This is a genomic window from Thermus islandicus DSM 21543, from assembly GCF_000421625.1.
GTDB classification, from domain to species: Bacteria; Deinococcota; Deinococci; order Deinococcales; family Thermaceae; genus Thermus; species Thermus islandicus.
In genome coordinates, this window is record NZ_ATXJ01000004.1 from 90,894 (window position 1) to 108,020 (window position 17,127).

Here is a 17,127-nt window from a genome sequence, read left to right on the forward strand (position 1 = left end):
ACGGAGGGGGCTTAAGATATAGGGCGTGTACGCCACCCGCGAGGCCCTAAGGCAGATCCTCCGCCACCCCACCGCCAGCCTCGCCACCTTCTTTACCGCCTTGGTCTCCTTCTCCCTCCTTTACTTCCTGGGCCTTCTCCTGTGGAATCTGGAAAAGGTGGTCCAAAGCCTAGAAAGGGAGCTGGAGGTGGCCGCCTTCCTCCAAAAGGGGGCCAACGTGGAGGCCCTCCTCACGGAGATCCAGGCCTGGCCCGAGGTGAGGGAGGTACGCCTCCAGACCAAGGAGGAGGCCCTGGCCCAGCTGGTCCTGGACTACCCCTACCTGGCCGAGGCCAAGGACCTGGTGGAAAACCCCCTCCCCGACACCCTGCGCCTCCGCCTCGAGGCCCCGGGGGCCGTGCGCGCCGTGGCGGAGCGCCTGAAGCGCCTTCCCGGCGTGGAGGGGGTGGAGTACGGGGGCGAGCTCACGGAGCGACTGGTGCAGGTGCTCTCGGGCAGCCGGCTGGCCATGGTCCTCCTGGTGGGCCTCCTCCTGCTCAACACCTTCTTCAGCGTCATGGGCTCCATCCGCCTTTCCGTGGAAAGCCGCAAGGAGGCCCTCTCCATCATGCTCCTGGTGGGGGCCACGCGGCGCTTCATCCAGGCCCCCTTTGTGCTGGAAGGCACCCTCCTCACCCTTAGCGCCGGCCTCCTGGCGGTGCTTGCGGGAGGGGGGCTGTACCTGGCCCTGAGCCAGGCCCTTCAGGCCCTCCTCCCCTTCCTGCCCGTGCTGGGCCCTAGGGACCTGCTCCAGACCGGACTCCTGGTCCTGTGGCTCGCCGTCCTGCTCGGGGCGAGCGGGGCCTACCTGGCCAGCCGGGCCTACCTCAAGGAGGGTTAGGGTGCGGTTCTGGATCGGGCTCTGGGTGCTCCTCTCCCTCCTGGCCCTGGGCCAGGACCTGGCCACCCAGGAAAGGCGGGTGCGAAGCCTGGAAGCGGAGGCGGCCCGGGCCCAGAGGCTGGAGCGGGAGGCCCAGGCCCGCATCCAGAGGCTGAACCAGGAACTCTCCCGCCTTTCCCAGAGGGTGCGGAACCTCCTTGGGGAAAAGGCCCGCCTCGAGGGGGAGATCGCCCGCTTGGAAGGGGAGCGGGCCGCCCTGCGCCAGGAGATCGCTCGGCTGAGAAGGGCCGTCCAGGAGACGGAGGCCCGCATCGCCGAGCTGGAGCGGGATCTGGCCGCCCTCAAGGAGCGCCTCCAGGCCCTCATGCAAAGCCTCCATCGCGAGCGGGCCGGGCGCTACCTTCCCCTTCTTCGCGCCCAGTCCTTCGCCGACCTGGCGGTCCGGGCGCGCTGGGTGGGGTATATCTCCCGGCAGGACGCCGAGCTGGTGCGCCGCTTCCAGGCCACCCTGAAGGCCCTGAACGAGGAGCGGGAGCGCCTGCGCCTCCTCCTCGCCGACCTTTCGGAAAAGGAAAAGGCCTTGGCGGCCACCCAGGCCAGGCTGGAGGAGGAGCGGAGGTACCTCCTCTCCACCCTGGACGCCCTAAGGCGGGAGGCGGAGGGCAAGAAGGCCCTCTTGCGGGACGCCCTTTCCGAGCGCGAGCGCCTGCAACGCGCCCTGTCCCAGATCCAGGCCCGGGTGCTCTCCGAAAGGCGGAGGCTTTTGGAGCTCCAAAGGCAAGAGGAGGAAAGGCGGCGCCGGGAGGCGGCCCAGAGACCCCCCCCTCAGGTGGTGGTGCCTCCTCCGCCGCTTCCGGCCACCGTGGGCCGCCTGGCCTTTCCCGTGCCCGGGGGAAGGGTGCTGGTGCCCTATGGCCAGGAGGGACCCTTCCAGGTGATCCAGGGACCCGCCCCGGGAAGCCCCGTGCAGGCGGCGGCGGAGGGGTACGTGGCGGGCATCCTCTACCTGCCCAACCTGGGCTACACCGTGATGGTGGTCCACACGGAAACCCTTTCCACCGTCTACACCAACCTGCAGGAGCCCCTCGTGGCCGAGGGGCAGCGGGTGAGCCGGGGCCAGCTTTTGGGCTACACGGGGGGCGGCCTTCTCATCCGCCCCGAGGAGTTGGAGTTCCGCGTGGCCGTGCGGGTGGGCGAGGAAACCCGCTTCGTGGACCCCTCGGCCTACTACTAAATGCCCCGCTCTGGCTTTCGCCCGAGCGGGGGCCCCAGAAAGCTTCCCCGCAACCCTACCCTGGGCATTCCCTGTTGCGGAACCAAGGTGCGGGCGCCTAGGCGGGCTCTATGAGCCCGTAGTTCCCGTCCTTGCGGCGGTAAAGCACGTTGATCTCGTCGGTCTTGGCGTTCCTGAAGACGAAGAAGTCGTGGCCCAGGGCCTCCATCTGGAAGGCGGCCTCCTCCGGGTCCATGGGCTTCATCTCAAAGCGCTTGACCCGGACGATCCTCGGGCCTTCCTCCTCCTCGGGCTTGCGCAGGGCCTCCATATCCCGCACCTCGGGGGGCGGGGGGCCCTGGTAGGAGTGGCGCTTGCCCACAAAGCGGCGCTCCTTGTAGCGCTTGAGCTGGGTCTCCAGGCGGTCCACCATGCGGTCAATGGCGGCGTAGAGGTCCTGGTCCTCCTCCTCCACCCTCAGAAGCCCCCCGGGGAGGTCCACCTGCACCTCGGCCTTGGCCTTTTTCTCCACATGGGGGCTACCCGCCAAGGAGAGGACCACCTTGGCCATGAGCTCGCCGTCCTGGTAACGGTCCAGGCGGGCGAGCTTGCGCTCCACGTACTCCCGGATGGCGTCGGTGATCTCCAGGTTGCGGCCGATGAGCTTGTAGAGGTTCATGTTCCCTCCCTTCCGCCCCGGTCAGGGCCTTCCCTTGCCCTTATGCTACCACCCTCCCCGAAGGCTTCGTCCCGCACCACCTGGCCCGCCTTCAGGACCACGACCCGGGAGGGGTAGGCCTCGAGGAGCTCCCGGCTGTGGGTGGCCACCACCACCGTGGCCCCCCGCCGGTGGGCGGCCTTGAGGATCTCCAAGACCTGGAGGGCGTTCTCCGAGTCCAGGTTGCCCGTGGGCTCGTCGGCGAGGATCACCGGGGGGTCCAGGAGGAAGGCCCGGGCCAGGGCCACCCGCTGGGCCTCCCCCACGGAGAGCTCCTCGGGAAAGGCCCGCTTCTTGTGGAAAAGCCCCACCCGGCGAAGGGCCAAGGCGATGCGCTCGGGCCACTCCCTGGCGGGCACCCCCTGCACCCTGAGGACAAAGGCCAGGTTCTCCTCCACGGTCAGGTCGGAGAGGAGGCGGTGGTCCTGGAAGACCATGCCGATGCGGCGGCGGTGAAGGGCGATCCCGTCCCCCCTCAAGGCCTTCAGGTTCTGCCCCGCGAAGTACACCGCCCCATGGGTGGGGGTAAGCCTCCGGAGGATGAGGGAGAGGAGGGTGGACTTCCCAGCCCCCGAGTGCCCCACCACGTAGACGAACTCCCCCTTCTTCACCTCCAGGCTCACGTTGTAAAGGGCTTTGGTCCGGGTCCTGGGGTACTCTAGGCTCACCCGGTGGAAGGCGATCATGCCCCCACTATAAAGCGGCCACGGTTTTCTCACGGAAAAGCGCTATAGTAAAGCTCAGTGAGGGAGAAGATGAAACGACGCGCTTGGCTCATCGCGGGGTTAGGGCTCTTGGCCGCCTTGGTGTACGCCCAGCTCCCCCGCCCTCAGGCCGAGACCCTTCTGCAAAACCCCAACGGTCAGGCCCTCCTGGAGGTCTACCAGAGGATCCAGCAGGACTACCTGGAGCCCCTGCCCAAGGAGAGGCTGAACGCCCTCCTAGAGGGGGCCATCGGGGGCATGGTGGCCGCCTTGAAGGACCCCTTCACCAGCTACTCCCCGCCCCAGCGGGCAAGCCTTCGGCAGGAGGACCTTAGGGGCGAGTTCTTTGGCATCGGGGCTACCCTCACCCCCAGCAACCCCGACGGCACCGGGGCCAAGGTGGAGGGGGTGATCAAGGGGCTGCCGGCCCAAAGGGCGGGGATCCGCGCCGGGGACGTGATCCTCGAGGTGGACGGAGAGGACGTGACCAAGCTTCCCCTCCAGGAGGTGGTGGCCCGGATCCGGGGCCGGGAGGGGACCAAGGTCACCCTCAAGATCCAGCGGGAAGGGGTGCCCGCGCCCCTGGTCTTTGAGCTCGTACGGGAAAAGGTGGAGATCCTCTCCGTCTCCACGGGGAGGATCGGGGACGTGGGCTACGTGGCCCTGGAAACCTTCGCCAACTTCAAGGTGGAGGACCAGCTCAAGCGGGCCATTGAGGGCCTGAAGGCCCAGGGCATCAAGAAGCTCATCTTTGACCTAAGGGACAACGGGGGCGGCCTCCTGGACCAGGGGTGCGCGGTGGCGAGCGCCTTCCTCAGGGAAGGGCCCATCGTCTACACCCGCACCAAGAACCTCACCCGGGTCTGGTGCGAGGCCTCCGGAAGACCCCTCTGGGAGGGGCCCATGGTGGTCCTGGTCAACGGGAACACGGCCTCGGCGAGCGAGATCGTGGCGGGGGCCCTTCAGGACTACGGCCGGGCCAAGGTCATCGGGGAGAAGACCTTCGGCAAGGGCGTGGGCCAGACCCCCTACACCCTGGCCAACGGGGGCGAGCTCACCCTGGTGACCTTTGAGTGGCTCACGCCCAAGAAGCGGGCCATCAACAAGGAGGGTCTGAAGCCCGACATTGAGGTCAAGGACACCCGCTTCCCCACCCCCTTCTCCTTCCAAGGAGCGGGGGCTCCGCCCGGAGCCGAGGTGACGGTGACCCTGAACGGGAAGACCGTGAAGGTCAAGGCGGACGCCGAGGGCAAGTTCACCTACGCCGAGCCCCAGCGGCAAAGGCCCCTCCCTGAGGAGCGGGGCCAGGCCGTGCTGGATCCAGGGAACGACGCCATTCTCAAGCGGGCCCTGGAGGAGCTGAACCGTTAGACTACCCGGGGCTCATGCCCTTGGCTTTTGCTTCAGGGCCCCCATGGGGTGGTGTCATTTCACCACTGCCCCCGGGGGAACCTCCCCCTCCACGGTCACCAGGGCGAGGGCGTCCCCCTCCTGGGCCGCCAGGATCATGCCCTGGCTCTCAATGCCCCGGAGCTTCGCGGGCTTCAGGTTCGCCACCAAGACCACCTTCTTCCCAATAAGCTCCTCGGGGCGGTACCACTTGGCGATCCCCGAGACCACGGTGCGCTCCTCGGTGCCCAAAGAAAGTCTGAGGACGAGGAGCCGGTCGGCGTTCGGGTGCCTCTCCGCCGCCACCACCTCGGCCACCCGGAGCTCTACCTTGGCGAAGTCCTCTATGCCGATGACCCCCTTAACCTCCTCCTTGGGAAAGGCCTTCCTCTCCTCCTTGGGGAAGAGGACGGGGGCCTCCTCAGGAATGGGTCCGGGTTCGGCCAGGCCCCAGCGCTCGGCTTCCTCGAGGCGCACCTCCTCCTTCAGGCCCAGGGCCCGCCTAAGCTCCTCCATCTTGCCCGGCATGGCGGGGGTGAGGAGGATGGAGGCGATCCTCAGGCCCTCCACCACCCGGTAGAGCACGGCCCGGGTCGCCCCGGGGTCCTCCCGGTGGAGCTCCCAAGGCTTCTTCTCGTTGATGTAGCGGTTCAGGGTCTTCACGTAGGCCATAGCCTCCTCCAGGGCCAGGTGGGGCTTCAGCTCCCGCACCAGGGGGCGGAGGCGCCCGGGAAGCCTCGTGCCCTCCTCCAACCCCTCTCCCGCCACGGGCTCAGGGATCCGCCCCCCGGCAAAGCGGAAGAGCATGGCCCGGGTCCTCTGCACCAGGTTCCCCAAATCGTCGGCCAGGTCGGCCTCGTACCGGGTCCTTAGGGCCTCCTCGCTCACCGGGGTGTCCTGGCCGTAGGGGATCTCCCGCAGGAGGTAGTAGCGAAGGGCGTCCCGGCCGTAGCGCTCCAGGAGGGCGAAGGGGTCCACCACGTTCCCCAGGGTCTTGGACATCTTCCGCCCGTCCGGCCCCAGGAGGAACCCCCCCACGTTCAGGTGGCGGTACATGGGGATCCCCGCCGCCTTCAGCATGGTGGGCCAGAAGACGGCGTGGGGCTTCAGGATGTCCTTGCCGATGAGGTGCCAGGCGTGGGGCCAGAAGACCCGGAACCCTTCCCCCTCGGGGTAGCCCAAGGCGGAGACGTAGTTGAGGAGAGCGTCAAACCACACATAGGTGACGTGGCTCTCGTCCCAGGGGAGGGGGATCCCCCAGGGAACTCGGGAGCGGGGCCTGGAGATGGAAAGGTCCCCGATGGGCTCGGAGAGCATGGCCAGGACCTCGTTCCTATATCCTTCAGGCCGGATGAGGTCAGGGTGGTCCTGGAGGTAATGGAGAAGCCACTCCCGGTACTTTTCCATGCGGAAAAAGTAGTTCCCCTCCTTCCGCCTCTCCACGGGCCTCCCGTGGATGGGGCAAAGCCCCTCGGAAAGCTCCTTCTCCGTGTAGAAGCGCTCGCAGGAGACGCAGTAGAGGCCTTCGTACTCCCCGTAGTAGATGTCCCCCGCCCCGTAGACCTTCCCCAGCACCTCCTGGACCACCCGCTTATGCCGCTCCTCGGTGGTGCGGATGAAGTCGTCGTAAGCAATGCCGAGCAGGTCCCAGGCCCTCTTGAAGCGCCCGGAGACCCGGTCCACGAAGGCCTTGGGGTCCTCCCCGGCGGCCTGGGCCGCCCGGTAAACCGTCTCCCCGTGCTCGTCGGTCCCGGTGAGGAAGAAGGTGCGGTAGCCGTCCAGGCGGTGGAAGCGGGCCAGGAAGTCGGCCACCACCGTGGTGTAGGCATGGCCCAGGTGGGGCTCGGCGTTGACGTAGTAGATGGGGGTAGTCACATAAAAGACCTTTTCCATGCGCCCTCCTAAAAAAAACCGGGGCACGCGCCCCGGGCGGGGAGAGGCTTCCCCGCCCTAGCCCAGGGGCATGCCCTTCACGGCCTCCATTCTACCTCAAGGGAGGAGCTCTTCCACCCCAAGGGGTCCGGCCACCAGGGCCCGGGTGGCTAGGCCCACGAAAAGCCCCGTCTCCACCACCCCGGGGATCTCCAAAAGCGCCCGGTGGAGGCCCAGGGGATCCCCGATGGGGCCGAAGCGGCAGTCGGCGATGAGGTGGCCGCTGTCGGTGAAATAGAGCTCTTCCCCGGCCATGCGGAGCTCGGGCTCGCCGCCCAAGACGGCGATGGCCTTGAGGGTGGCCCGGTGGCCGAAGGGGACCAGCTCCACGGGCACGGGCCCGCGGCCCAGGACCGGCACCTTTTTGGTGTGGTCGGCCACCACGAGGAACTCCTTGGCCGAGGCCTCCACGATCTTCTCCCAAAGCAGAGCCCCCCCCATCCCCTTGATGAGGGCGAGCCCGGGGGCGATCTCGTCGGCCCCATCAATGGCCAGGTCCACCCCTTCGGGGGGAAGGTCTACGAGGGGAATGCCCTCCTTCAGGGCAAGCTCCCGGGTGGCCTCGGAGGTGGGCACCCCCACCACCCCCCTAAGCTCCCCCTCCTTTAGGCGCCTGGCGAGCTCCAAAACGGCGTACCGGGCGGTGGAACCCGTACCCAGGCCCACCACCATCCCGTCTTGGACGTAGGCCACCGCGGCGTGGGCCGCCTCCTTCTTGTAGCTCTCCAAGGGGCGCTCCATCACCCCCCTCGCAGCGCCTCGAGGGCCTCGGCCACCTCGAGGGCGTGCCCCTCGGGGGCCACCTTCCGCCAGACCTTGGCCACCCGGCCCTCGGGGTCAATGAGGAAGGTCTGGCGCAACACCCCCTCGTACTCCTTGCCGTAAAGGGTCTTCTTCCCCCAGGCCCCGTAGGCCTGGATGACCTTCCGCTCGGGGTCGGCGAGGAGGGGGAAGTTCAGGCCGTACTTCTCGGCGAAGCGCCTATGGCTTTCCACGTCGTCCGCCGAAACCCCAAGGACCACCGCCCCCAAGGCCTTTAGGCTTCCCATGTGGTCCCGGAAGCCGCAGGCCTCCTTGGTGCAGCCGGGGGTGTCGTCCTTGGGGTAGAAGTAGAGGACCACCCACCGCCCCCGGTAGTCGGAGAGGCGGTGGACCTTTCCCTCCTGGTCGGGGAGGGCGAAGTCCGGGGCCAGCGTGCCTTCCATGTGCGGGATTATACCCCGCCTCCTCCCGGGGGGATCTACAGCTTGTAACCGAAGCGCCGAAGCAGGTCCTTGCGCCAAGCCACCTCGGCCTCGTCCTCCACCCCTAGGGGCTTGAAGCCGTCCATGACCCCGAGGATGGCCCGTCCCTCCCCCTCCTCGGCCACCACCACCTTCAGGGGGTTGGCGGTGGCGGCGAAGATCCGCACCACCTCGGGGCAGGCCTTGACGGCGTGGAGGACGTTGATGGGGTAGAAGCCCTCCCCCAAAACGATGAGGAAGGCGTGGCCCGAGGCCAGGTTCAGGAGGTTTTTCACGGCAAGCTCCACCAGGGCCTCATCGGTCCCCGAGCGGCGAATGAGGCGCTTGCCGCTGGCCTCGGAGAAGGCGAGGCCGAACCGGAGGCCGGGGACAGCCGTGACCAGCGCCTCGTGGAGGTCCTCCACCGTCTTGATGAAGTGGGCCTGGCCCAGGATGACGTTCAGGTTATCCGGCTTCTCAATAGGGATGACCTTGAGCTCCATGCCCCAATTTTATACTTCTCCCGTGCGGGTCCTGGAGGTCTTTCTCGCCTTTTTGGGGCTGGGCCTCACCTCCTTCGGCGGCCCCCTAGCCCACCTCGGGTACTTCCACCAAGCCCTGGTTCGGCGCCGGGGTTGGCTGTCCGAGGTGGCCTACGCCCAGCTCGTGGCCCTAGCCCAGGCCCTGCCCGGACCTACCAGCTCCCAGGTGGGCATGGCCCTTGGCCTCTTTCGGGCGGGACCCTTGGGCGCCTTGGCCGCCTGGTTGGGCTTTACCCTACCCTCGGCCCTCCTCCTCTACCTGGTAGGGGTAGGCCTCGAGGCCTTCTCCCCGCCCCCAGGCCTCTCCCAGGGGCTTAAGGTCCTAGCCCTGGCGGTGGTGGCCCAGGCCCTGGGACAGATGGCCCAGGGCCTCGCCCCCGATCGGCCCCGGCTGGCCATCGCCTTTCTGACCGCGGTCCTCCTCACCCTATGGCCCCAGGGGCAACTGCCCGCCCTCCTCATGGCCGGGGTCCTCGGCCTCTTCCTGCCCCTGGCACCCCCACCCCCCCCTTCCCTCCAGGCCCTCTCCTCGAGGGCGGGGGCTTTGGCCTTCCTGGTCTTCTTGGGGCTTGGGCTCCTCCTCCGCGCCCTCGCCCCCCTGGACCCCCTTTGGGCCTTCCTAGAGGCCCTTTACACCAGCGGAGCCCTGGTCTTCGGCGGAGGGCACGTGGTCTTGCCCCTGTTGAAAGAGCCCCTCGTGCCCGAATTCTTGGATGCCGGCACCTTCTTGGCGGGCTACGGAGCCGCCCAGGCGGTGCCGGGACCCCTCTTCAGCCTCGCCGCCTTTCTGGGAGCCAAAGCCCACCTTGGCCTACCTTCTCCCCTGGCCGCCCTCTTGGCCCTCCTCGCCCTCTTCCTGCCCGGGGCCCTTCTCCTTTTCGCTGCCCTCCCCTTCTGGGCCCACCTCGGGCAAATCCCGGCCCTCCGGCGGGCCCTCATGGGGGTGAACGCAGGGGTGGTGGGCCTCCTCCTCGCCGCCCTCTACGATCCCCTTTTCCTCGAGGCGGTGCGGGGGAAGGGGGACTTCGCCTTGGCCCTGGGGCTCTTCGGCCTTCTCCGGCTTGGCCTCCCCCCCTGGGCCTTGGCCCTCCTCGGGGCCACACTCGGGGCCCTCTTCCTCTGATAGCATGGGGGGCATGGATCTCCTGGAAAAGGCCGTCTCCGGGGAGCGGCTTTCCGAGGCCGAGGTGCTCGCCCTCTTTGACCTCCCCCTGCCCGAGCTGGCCGCCGCCGCCCACGAGGTCCGGCTCCAGAAGACCGACCCCGAGGTGGTCACCTTCCTCATAGACCGAAACATCAACTACACCAACGTCTGCACCGTGGCCTGTAGCTTCTGCGCCTTCTACCGCACCAGGCGGCAGCAGGACGCCTACACCCTCTCCTTTGAAGAAATGGCCAAGAAGGTGGAGGAGCTCTACCAGGTTGGGGGAAAGCGGATCCTTATGCAAGGCGGGGTCAACCCCGACCTGCCCCTGGAGTGGTACCTGGAGCTCCTCCGCTACCTCAAAGGGCGCTTTCCCGACCTGCGCATTGACGCCTTCAGCCCTGAGGAGATCCTGGGCCTAGAGCGGCTTACCGGCTTGAGGGCCGAGGTCCTTTTGGAACGCCTCAAAGAGGCGGGTTTGGATGGCCTTCCCGGAGCGGGGGCCGAGATCCTGGTGGACGAGGTGCGCCTCAAGGCTGCCCCCGCCAGGATCCGCACCGCGGATTGGTACCGGATCATGGACGCGGCCCAGGCCCTGGGCCTTTACACCCTGGCCACCATGGTGATCGGTTTTGGGGAGGGCAAAAGGGAGCGGGCCGCCCACCTCCTCGGCCTGAGGGCCCAGCAGGAGAAGGCCTTGGAGCGTTACCAAAATGGCTTTGCCGCCTTTGCCCTTTGGACGCTTCAGGTGGAGCACACCCGCCTCAAGGGGAAGGCCCCGGGGGCCACGGCCCACGAGTACCTCAAGACCCTGGCCATCGCCCGGCTTGCCTTGGACAACATCGCCCACTTCCAGGCCTCCTGGCCCACCCTGGGGTTCAAGGTGGCCCAGGCGGCCCTCTACTACGGGGCCGATGACTTCGGGAGCACCATGCTGGAGGAGAACGTGGTCTCGGCGGCGGGGGGCCACGGCCGCACCCACGCCACGGTGCGCCAGATCGTGCGCCACATCGTGGACGCGGGGTTCAGGCCCGCCGAAAGGGACCCCCTCTACCGCATCCTCCGCTATCCGGACCCCGAGGCCTTTTTGCGGGAACCTGAGCCCATAGAGCTGCCCCTGGCCTAGGCCAAAGACCCTCAGGAGGCGGCCTCCTTCAGGTAGAGGCCCTGCCGGATCTCCTCCAGGAGGGGAAGGAGGGGCTCGCCCGCCTCGAGGGCCCGCACCAAGGCGCTCCCCACCACCACCCCGTCCGCCACCGCCGCCTGCTCCGCCGTGGCCCGGCCCGAAACCCCGAAGCCCACGGCCACGGGGAGGGGGGTCTGGGCCCTAATGCGGCGCACCAGGTCCTTCACCTCCTCAGGCAACCGCTCCCTCGCCCCCGTGACCCCGGTGACGGAAACGGCGTAGACGAAGCCGGTGGCGTACCGGGCTACGGTGGTGATGCGGGCCTCGGTGGAGGTGGGGGCGAGGAGGAAGACCGTCTCCAGCCCAATCTCCTGGGCCAGGCGCACGAGGCCCGGGTCTTCGTCGGGGGGCAGGTCGGGGAGGATCACCCCCGTGGCCCCCGCCTGCTTAAATAGGCTGAAGAACCGCTCCGGCCCCCAGGCCAGGACCGGGTTCAGGTAGGTCATGAGGAAAAGGGGCTTAGGGGTGAGGGAGCGCACCTCCCGGAAAAGCTCCAAGACCCCCTGGACGCTCATCCCCTTCCTCAGGGCCATCTCGCTTGCCCGCTGGATCACGGGGCCATCCCCTAGGGGGTCGGAGTAAGGGAGGCCGATCTCCAGGAGGTCGGCGTAGGGCAAGACCGCCCGCACCGCCTCCAAAAACCCCTCCCGGCTCGGGAAGCCCGCCGTGAGGTAGGGGATGAGGGCGGCCCGGCCCTCGGCCCGGGCCTGGGCAAAGGCCTCCTTGGTGGTCACAGCTCCCCTCCCAAAAGGCGCATGGCCTCGGTCACGTCCTTGTCCCCGCGCCCCGAGAGGCCAATGACCACGATCTCGTCCTTCCCCATCTCCGGCACCACCTTGGCGGCGTGGGCGATGGCGTGGGCCGACTCCAGGGCGGGGAGGATGCCCTCGAGGCGGGCGAGGAGCTTAAACCCCTCCAGCGCCTCCTCGTCGGTGACGGCAGCGTACTCGGCGATCCCCGCGTCCGCGTAGTAGCTGTGCTCCGGCCCCACCCCCGGATAGTCCAGGCCCGCCGAGACGGAGTGGGCCGGGGTGATCTGGCCGTCGTGGTCGTAGAGAAGGTACATGTAGCTCCCGTGCAAGACCCCTCGCCGGCCTGCACCAATGCTGGCCGCGTGCCTTCCCGTGGAAAGCCCCTCCCCGGCGGCCTCCACCCCAATGAGCCGGGGGCGCTCCTCCTCGGGCAGGTAGGCGAAGGGGGCAAAGAGGCCAATGGCGTTAGACCCCCCGCCCACGCAGGCGATCAGGGCGTCGGGGTAGCGGCCGAACCGCTTTAGGCTCTCCCGCTTCACCTCCTCGCCGATCACGCTCTGGAAGTCCCGCACCATCATGGGGTACGGGTGGGGGCCCACCACCGAACCCAGGATGTAGAAGGTGGTGCGCACGTGGGTGATCCAGTCGCGGATGGCCTCGTTGGTGGCGTCCTTAAGGGTGCGGCTCCCGGAGGCCACGGGCCGGACCTCGGCCCCTAGGAGCTTCATGCGGAAGACGTTCAGGGCCTGCCGCCTCACGTCCTCCTCCCCCATGTAGACCACGCACTCCAGGCCGAAGAGGGCCGCCACCGTGGCCACGCTCACCCCGTGCTGCCCCGCCCCCGTCTCGGCGATGACGCGCCTTTTGCCCATGCGCCGGGCCAGAAGGGCCTGGCCCAGGGTGTTGTTGATCTTGTGGGCCCCGGTATGGAGGAGATCCTCCCGCTTAAGGTACACCTGGGCCCCGCCCCAGTGCTCGGAGAGCCTTCGGGCGTGGTAAAGGGGGGTGGGGCGGCCAGCGAAGTGGCTTAGGTAGTAGTGGAGTTCGGCCAAAAACTCGGGGTCCCGCTTGGCCTCCAGGTAGGCGGCCTCGAGCTCCTCCAGGGCCGGGATCAGGGTCTCCGGCACGTACCGCCCCCCGTAGGGCCCAAAGCGGCCTCGCTGATCCGGTAGGGGAAAATCCGGCAACGTAAGCATGCTCCTCTCCAAAAAGAGGCGCCAGGCGCCCCAAAAGCCTTCCTATCCTAAAGCCCCAAGCCCCGAAGGGCCAAGCCTAGGCTCGGTAGCGGCCGTGGCGCCTCTTGAAGGCAAAAGGGGTCCTGGCCCGCATGCCCTAAGGGTAGCGGGGAAAGGGCCAAGAGGCAAGTAGACTTAGGGTCATGGAGCTCATTCCCGTTCTGGACAAGGGTTTCGTGCGCCTGGTGGACCAGATGGGGGACGACCGGGCCATCGTCCAGGCGGCCCGGGTCTCCTACGGGGAGGGCACGAAGACGGTGCGGGAGGACCGGGCCCTCATTGACTACCTCATGCGTCACCGCCACACGAGCCCCTTTGAGATGGTGGAGTTCAAGTTCCACGTCAAGGCCCCCCTCTTCGTGGCGAGGCAGTGGTTCCGCCACCGCACGGCGAGCCTCAACGAGGTCTCGGGGCGCTACTCCGTCCTGAAGGAGGAGTTCTACGAGCCCGAGGCCTTTAGGAGGCAGGCGAAAAGAAACAAGCAGGGCTCGGAAGGGGTCCTGGAGGACGCGGTTAAAGCGGAGGCCCTGGCCCTGGTGAAGGAGGCGGAAAAGGGGGCCTACGCCGCCTACCAGGCCCTTCTGCAAAAGGGGGTGGCCCGGGAGATGGCGAGGATGGTCCTCCCCCTTTCCCTCTACACCGAGTTCTACTGGAAGCAGGACCTGCACAACCTTTTCCACTTCTTGAAGCTACGGCTCGCCCCCGAGGCCCAATGGGAGATCCAGGAGTACGCCAGGGCCATCGCCGCTTTGGTGAAGGAACGGGTCCCCATGGCCTGGGCTGCCTTTGAGGAGCACGTTCTCCACGGGGCCTCCCTCTCCAAAAGCGAGCTTTTGGCCCTAAGGGCCCTCCTCACCCCAGAGGTCTACGAAAAGGCCCTAAGGGCCCTCGGCCTCCCCGAGAGCCGGGTGCGGGAGGCTTTGGAGAAGGTCTTCGGCCTATAAGCGGGGACTTTCTACCGGGGCCCCGCATGGGGTGGTATAAGGGCCTCAGGCGGGGAGGCCCGCCTTCTCCCCGATGAGCCGGAAGAGCTCCTCCTCCGTGAGGGTGGGCACCCCGAGGGCCCTCGCCTTCTCCAGTTTGCTCCCCGGGTTCTCCCCCACCACCAGGTAGCTCGTCTTCCGGCTCACGGAGTCCGTCACCTTGGCCCCGAGGCGGCGTAGGAGGGCCTTCACCTCCTCCCGGGGGCGGGAAAGCTCCCCGGTGATGACGAAGGTGAGGCCCTTCAAGGCCTCTCCCCCCTTTTCCTTGGCCTCCATCTCCACCCCGGCCTCCTTGAGCCTCCGCACCAGGTCGCGGAAGGCGGGGTCCTTCAGGGTTTCCAGGATGGCCCTCGCGGTGACTTCCCCCACCTCCTCCACCTCCAAAAGCTCCTCCAGGCCCGCCTCGAGGAGGCGGTCCATGGTCTGGAACTTGGCGGCCAGGTTCCGGGCCAGGACCTCCCCCACCCCAGGAAGGCCCAGGGCGTAAAGGAGTCGCTCCAGGCCCCGGTGCTTGCTCTCCTCAATCTGGCGAAGGAGGTTTTGGGCGCTCTTCTCCCCCATCCTTTCCAGGCCCACGAGGTCCTCCCTCTTGAGGCGGTAGAGGTCGGCCACATCCCGGACCAAGCCCTTTTCCAAGAGCCTCTCAATGAGCTTCTCCCCCAAGCCTTGGATGTCCATGGCCTTGCGGGAGGCATAGTGGCGGAGGGCCTCAAAGCGCTTGGCGGGACAGAGGGGATTGGGGCAACGGTGCACCTTCCCCTCCTTGAGGAGGCGGTGGCCGCACTCCGGGCAGCGCTCGGGCCAGCGGATGGGCTTTTCCTGCCCGGTGCGGCGCTCCTTCAGAACCCGGAGCACCTCGGGGATCACCCCGCCCGCCTTGTGGACCAGGACCCAGTCCCCAATGCGAACGTCCAGCTCCTCAATGTAGCTCTCGTTGTGGAGGGTGACCCGGGAGACCTCGCTCCCCTCCAGGAAAACGGGCTCCAGGATGCCCACCGGGGTTACCCTCCCGGTCCGCCCCACCTGGAAGACCACCTGGAGGAGCCGCGTCTCCTTCTCCTCGGCGGGGAACTTGTAGGCGAGGGCGAAGCGGGGGGAGCGGGCGGTGTAGCCGAGCTCCCGCCAGAGGGCAAGCTCGTCCAGCTTGACCACCACCCCGTCCGCCTCAAAGGGAAGCTCCCGCCGCTTGGTCAACCACTTCCGGTAGATCCCCTCCACCTCCTCCACCCCCACCGCCTGCTCATAGCCGTGCTCCACGGGGAACCCCTTTTCCTTAAGCCAGAGGAGGAGCTCGTACTGCGTCCTGAGGCCGGTCTCCTCCAGGCCCAAGCCCAGGGCGTAGAAGGTGGCGCGCAGGCCCCGCCTGGCGGTGATGCGGGGGTCCTTCTGCCGCAAGGACCCCGCCGCCGCGTTCCTGGGGTTCTTGAAGATCTTCTCCCCCCGTTCCTCCAGCTCCTCGTTGAGCCGGAGGAAGGCCTCTATGGGCATGTACACCTCCCCCCGGACCTCGAGGCGGTCCGGCACCCCCTGAAGCCTCCGGGGGAGGGTGGGGAGGGTGAGCAGGTTCTGGGTCACCTCCTCCCCCACCTCCCCGTCCCCCCGGGTGGCCCCCCAAACGAGGATGCCCCCCTCGTAGTAGAGGTTCACGGAGAGCCCGTCCACCTTGTGCTCCACGGTGTAGGCGAAGGGGCCCTTCCGCCCTAGGGCCCTTTCTATCCGCTCCTCAAAGGCCCGGACCTCCTCGAGGGAGAAGGCGTTGTCCAGGGAGTACATGCGCGTGGGGTGGCGGACGGGACGGAAGGTGGCCTCCAGGGGCCTGGCCCCGACCTGAAGCGTGGGGGAGTCGGGGCTTTTGAGCTCGGGAAGGCGCTCCTCAAGCTCCTTAAGCTCCCTCAAGAGCCGGTCGTACTCGGCGTCGGAGATCTCGGGGTCGGCCAGCACGTAGTAGCGGTAGTTGTGGTACCGGATCAGGTCTCTAAGCTCGTTCACCCGCCTGCGGGCTTCCTCGAGGGTCATGCCTTGAGTTTAGCGGCACCGGGTATAATAGACCCCGGCGAAGAGCCTTTGGAGGTGAGCATGAAACGTGCTTTGGTGCTTATCGCAACGCTAGCCCTGGGTCTGGGCCTGGCCCAGGTGCGGGTGGGGATCGCCTTTGACGCGGGAGGCAAGTTTGACCGCTCCTTCAACCAGTCCGCCTGGGAAGGGGCGCAGAAGGCGGCCAAGGACTTCGGGGTCAAGCTCTTTGACTTTGAGCCCGCCGACCCCTCCCAGGTGGGGCAGGGCATCCGCACCTTCGCCGAGGAGGGGTTTGACCTGGTGATCGGGGTGGGCTTCGCCAACGAGCCCGCCATCACCGCCACGGCCAAGGAGTTCCCCAAGGTGAACTTCGCCGTCATTGACGCCGTACCCGGGGAGGGGAAGCTCCCCAATGCCGTGGGCCTGGTCTTCCGCGAGCACGAGGGGAGCTTCCTGGTGGGGTACATCGCCGGCAAGATGACCCGCACCGGCGTGGTGGGCTTCATCGGGGGCATGGACATCCCCCTCATTCACAAGTTTGAGGCGGGCTTCCGCGCCGGGGCGGAGTACGCCTTCAAGGAGGACAGGATCCAGGGCAAGGTCCTGGTGGGCTATGTGGGCAACACCCCCGCCGCCTGGAACGACCCGGCCAAGGCCAAGGAGATCGCCGCCAGTCAGGTGCGCCAGGGAGCGGACATCATCTACGCCGCAGCGGGCGGCTCGGGCCTGGGGCTCATTGACTACGTGGAGCAGGCCAAGTGCCTCAAGGAGGGCGGCAACATCCGGTTCGTGCGCAAGGCCGACCCCTACGCCAAGGTGCCCAAATACGCCGACTACACCAAGGCTTGCGGCACCGACGGCACCAAGGCCACCCCCCTCTTCTTCATCGGGGTGGACGCCAACCAGAACTACCTGGGGGACACCGACAACAACCCCGCCACCCTGAACCACGGCCTCACCTCCATGATGAAGCGGGTGGACGTGGCCACCTACGAGGTCATCAAGAGCGTGGTGCAGAAGGCCTTCAAGGGCGGGGTCAGGGAGTTCGGCCTCGCCAACAACGGCGTGGGCTACGCCCTGGACGCGTACAACAAGGCCCTGATCCCCGCCAGCGTGGTGACCAAGCTGGAGGTCCTGAAGCAGCAGATCATCAAGGGCCAGATCAAGGTGCCGGAGAGCCGCTAGGCCTTGGATCCCGGCGGGCCGGGGG

Annotated in this window: 16 protein-coding genes; 7 read left to right on the top strand and 9 right to left on the bottom strand. The window is 67.5% G+C overall.

What is annotated here, in order from left to right; genetic code table 11:
* The first annotated feature begins 25 nt into the window (after positions 1 to 25).
* Both H531_RS0105695 and H531_RS0105700 read left to right on the top strand, forming a co-directional pair.
* A complete protein-coding gene (locus tag H531_RS0105695) occupies positions 26 to 880 on the top strand; it encodes a cell division protein FtsX (protein ID WP_022798400.1) in 855 nt (284 codons plus the stop codon).
* A 1-nt stretch (position 881) separates the two neighbouring features.
* Complete coding sequence (locus H531_RS0105700) at positions 882 to 2,114, top strand: murein hydrolase activator EnvC family protein (protein WP_022798401.1); 1,233 nt, start codon at positions 882 to 884, stop codon at positions 2,112 to 2,114.
* Positions 2,115 to 2,211: 97 nt separating this feature from the next.
* Here the strand turns inward: H531_RS0105700 and hpf are convergent, their stop codons facing one another.
* Positions 2,212 to 2,772, bottom strand: a complete 561-nt coding sequence (gene hpf, locus H531_RS0105705) for a ribosome hibernation-promoting factor, HPF/YfiA family (RefSeq protein WP_022798402.1) — start codon at positions 2,770 to 2,772, stop codon at positions 2,212 to 2,214.
* Positions 2,769 to 3,497, bottom strand: coding sequence for a cell division ATP-binding protein FtsE (locus H531_RS0105710; RefSeq protein WP_022798403.1), 729 nt, complete (start codon positions 3,495 to 3,497; stop codon positions 2,769 to 2,771). The genes hpf and H531_RS0105710 overlap by 4 nt, the downstream gene beginning before the upstream one ends.
* A gap of 69 nt (positions 3,498 to 3,566) precedes the next feature.
* Here H531_RS0105710 and H531_RS0105715 point away from each other — a divergent pair, with 69 nt between their 5' ends.
* A complete protein-coding gene (locus H531_RS0105715; RefSeq protein ID WP_028490673.1) occupies positions 3,567 to 4,886 on the top strand; it encodes a S41 family peptidase in 1,320 nt (439 codons plus the stop codon).
* Positions 4,887 to 4,940: 54 nt separating this feature from the next.
* On the opposite strand, the gene metG is transcribed toward H531_RS0105715, so the two are convergent.
* From metG to H531_RS0105735, 4 genes are all read right to left on the bottom strand, one after another.
* Positions 4,941 to 6,797 (bottom strand): methionine--tRNA ligase, encoded by a 1,857-nt coding sequence (gene metG / locus H531_RS0105720; protein ID WP_028490674.1) that lies wholly within the window; start codon positions 6,795 to 6,797, stop codon positions 4,941 to 4,943.
* A 96-nt stretch (positions 6,798 to 6,893) separates the two neighbouring features.
* Positions 6,894 to 7,577 carry a ribose-5-phosphate isomerase RpiA gene (gene rpiA, locus H531_RS0105725; protein ID WP_022798406.1) on the bottom strand — a complete coding sequence of 228 codons (684 nt, stop codon included), beginning with the start codon at positions 7,575 to 7,577 and terminating at the stop codon, positions 6,894 to 6,896.
* Entirely contained in the window at positions 7,577 to 8,041 is a 465-nt protein-coding gene (bcp, locus tag H531_RS0105730) for a thioredoxin-dependent thiol peroxidase (RefSeq protein WP_022798407.1), read from the bottom strand. Before bcp ends, rpiA begins: the two co-directional genes overlap by 1 nt.
* 35 nt (positions 8,042 to 8,076) lie before the next feature.
* Positions 8,077 to 8,562: an adenosine diphosphatase gene (locus H531_RS0105735; RefSeq protein ID WP_022798408.1), complete on the bottom strand. Its 486-nt coding sequence runs from the start codon at positions 8,560 to 8,562 to the stop codon at positions 8,077 to 8,079.
* 22 nt (positions 8,563 to 8,584) lie between these two features.
* Between H531_RS0105735 and chrA the strand changes: the two genes are divergently transcribed.
* Together chrA and mqnC are read left to right on the top strand one after the other, a co-directional pair.
* On the top strand, positions 8,585 to 9,724 hold the full coding sequence (gene chrA, locus H531_RS0105740; RefSeq protein ID WP_022798409.1) for a chromate efflux transporter: 1,140 nt from the start codon (positions 8,585 to 8,587) through the stop codon (positions 9,722 to 9,724).
* 4 nt (positions 9,725 to 9,728) lie between these two features.
* A complete protein-coding gene (mqnC, locus tag H531_RS0105745) occupies positions 9,729 to 10,871 on the top strand; it encodes a cyclic dehypoxanthinyl futalosine synthase (RefSeq protein WP_028490676.1) in 1,143 nt (380 codons plus the stop codon).
* A gap of 11 nt (positions 10,872 to 10,882) precedes the next feature.
* Here mqnC and trpA read toward each other — a convergent pair whose 3' ends face one another.
* Both trpA and trpB read right to left on the bottom strand, forming a co-directional pair.
* A complete protein-coding gene (gene trpA, locus H531_RS0105750) occupies positions 10,883 to 11,665 on the bottom strand; it encodes a tryptophan synthase subunit alpha (protein WP_022798411.1) in 783 nt (260 codons plus the stop codon).
* Positions 11,662 to 12,879 (bottom strand): tryptophan synthase subunit beta, encoded by a 1,218-nt coding sequence (trpB, locus tag H531_RS0105755; protein WP_028490677.1) that lies wholly within the window; start codon positions 12,877 to 12,879, stop codon positions 11,662 to 11,664. The genes trpA and trpB overlap by 4 nt, the downstream gene beginning before the upstream one ends.
* Before the next feature lie 182 nt (positions 12,880 to 13,061).
* On the opposite strand from trpB, the gene thyX reads away from it, so the two are divergent.
* Positions 13,062 to 13,862, top strand: a complete 801-nt coding sequence (gene thyX / locus H531_RS0105760) for an FAD-dependent thymidylate synthase (protein ID WP_022798413.1) — start codon at positions 13,062 to 13,064, stop codon at positions 13,860 to 13,862.
* Between the two features lie 45 nt (positions 13,863 to 13,907).
* Here thyX and ligA read toward each other — a convergent pair whose 3' ends face one another.
* A complete protein-coding gene (ligA, locus tag H531_RS0105765) occupies positions 13,908 to 15,917 on the bottom strand; it encodes an NAD-dependent DNA ligase LigA (RefSeq protein ID WP_022798414.1) in 2,010 nt (669 codons plus the stop codon).
* A 60-nt stretch (positions 15,918 to 15,977) separates the two neighbouring features.
* Here ligA and H531_RS0105770 point away from each other — a divergent pair, with 60 nt between their 5' ends.
* Positions 15,978 to 17,102 (top strand): BMP family lipoprotein, encoded by a 1,125-nt coding sequence (locus H531_RS0105770; protein WP_028490678.1) that lies wholly within the window; start codon positions 15,978 to 15,980, stop codon positions 17,100 to 17,102.
* The last annotated feature ends 25 nt before the right edge of the window (positions 17,103 to 17,127 follow it).

Excerpts from the sequence above, each read along its gene's own strand:
- thyX (WP_022798413.1), top strand. The coding sequence starts at position 13,062 with ATGGAGCTCATTCCCGTTCTGGACAAGGGTTTCGTGCGCCTGGTGGAC.
- H531_RS0105770 (WP_028490678.1), top strand. The coding sequence starts at position 15,978 with ATGAAACGTGCTTTGGTGCTTATCGCAACGCTAGCCCTGGGTCTGGGC.
- H531_RS0105715 (WP_028490673.1), top strand. The coding sequence starts at position 3,567 with ATGAAACGACGCGCTTGGCTCATCGCGGGGTTAGGGCTCTTGGCCGCC.
- rpiA (WP_022798406.1), bottom strand. The coding sequence starts at position 7,577 with ATGGAGCGCCCCTTGGAGAGCTACAAGAAGGAGGCGGCCCACGCCGCG.
- ligA (WP_022798414.1), bottom strand. The coding sequence starts at position 15,917 with ATGACCCTCGAGGAAGCCCGCAGGCGGGTGAACGAGCTTAGAGACCTG.
- bcp (WP_022798407.1), bottom strand. The coding sequence starts at position 8,041 with ATGGAAGGCACGCTGGCCCCGGACTTCGCCCTCCCCGACCAGGAGGGA.
- metG (WP_028490674.1), bottom strand. The coding sequence starts at position 6,797 with ATGGAAAAGGTCTTTTATGTGACTACCCCCATCTACTACGTCAACGCC.
- H531_RS0105735 (WP_022798408.1), bottom strand. The coding sequence starts at position 8,562 with ATGGAGCTCAAGGTCATCCCTATTGAGAAGCCGGATAACCTGAACGTC.
- trpB (WP_028490677.1), bottom strand. The coding sequence starts at position 12,879 with ATGCTTACGTTGCCGGATTTTCCCCTACCGGATCAGCGAGGCCGCTTT.
- hpf (WP_022798402.1), bottom strand. The coding sequence starts at position 2,772 with ATGAACCTCTACAAGCTCATCGGCCGCAACCTGGAGATCACCGACGCC.
- mqnC (WP_028490676.1), top strand. The coding sequence starts at position 9,729 with ATGGGGGGCATGGATCTCCTGGAAAAGGCCGTCTCCGGGGAGCGGCTT.
- H531_RS0105710 (WP_022798403.1), bottom strand. The coding sequence starts at position 3,497 with ATGATCGCCTTCCACCGGGTGAGCCTAGAGTACCCCAGGACCCGGACC.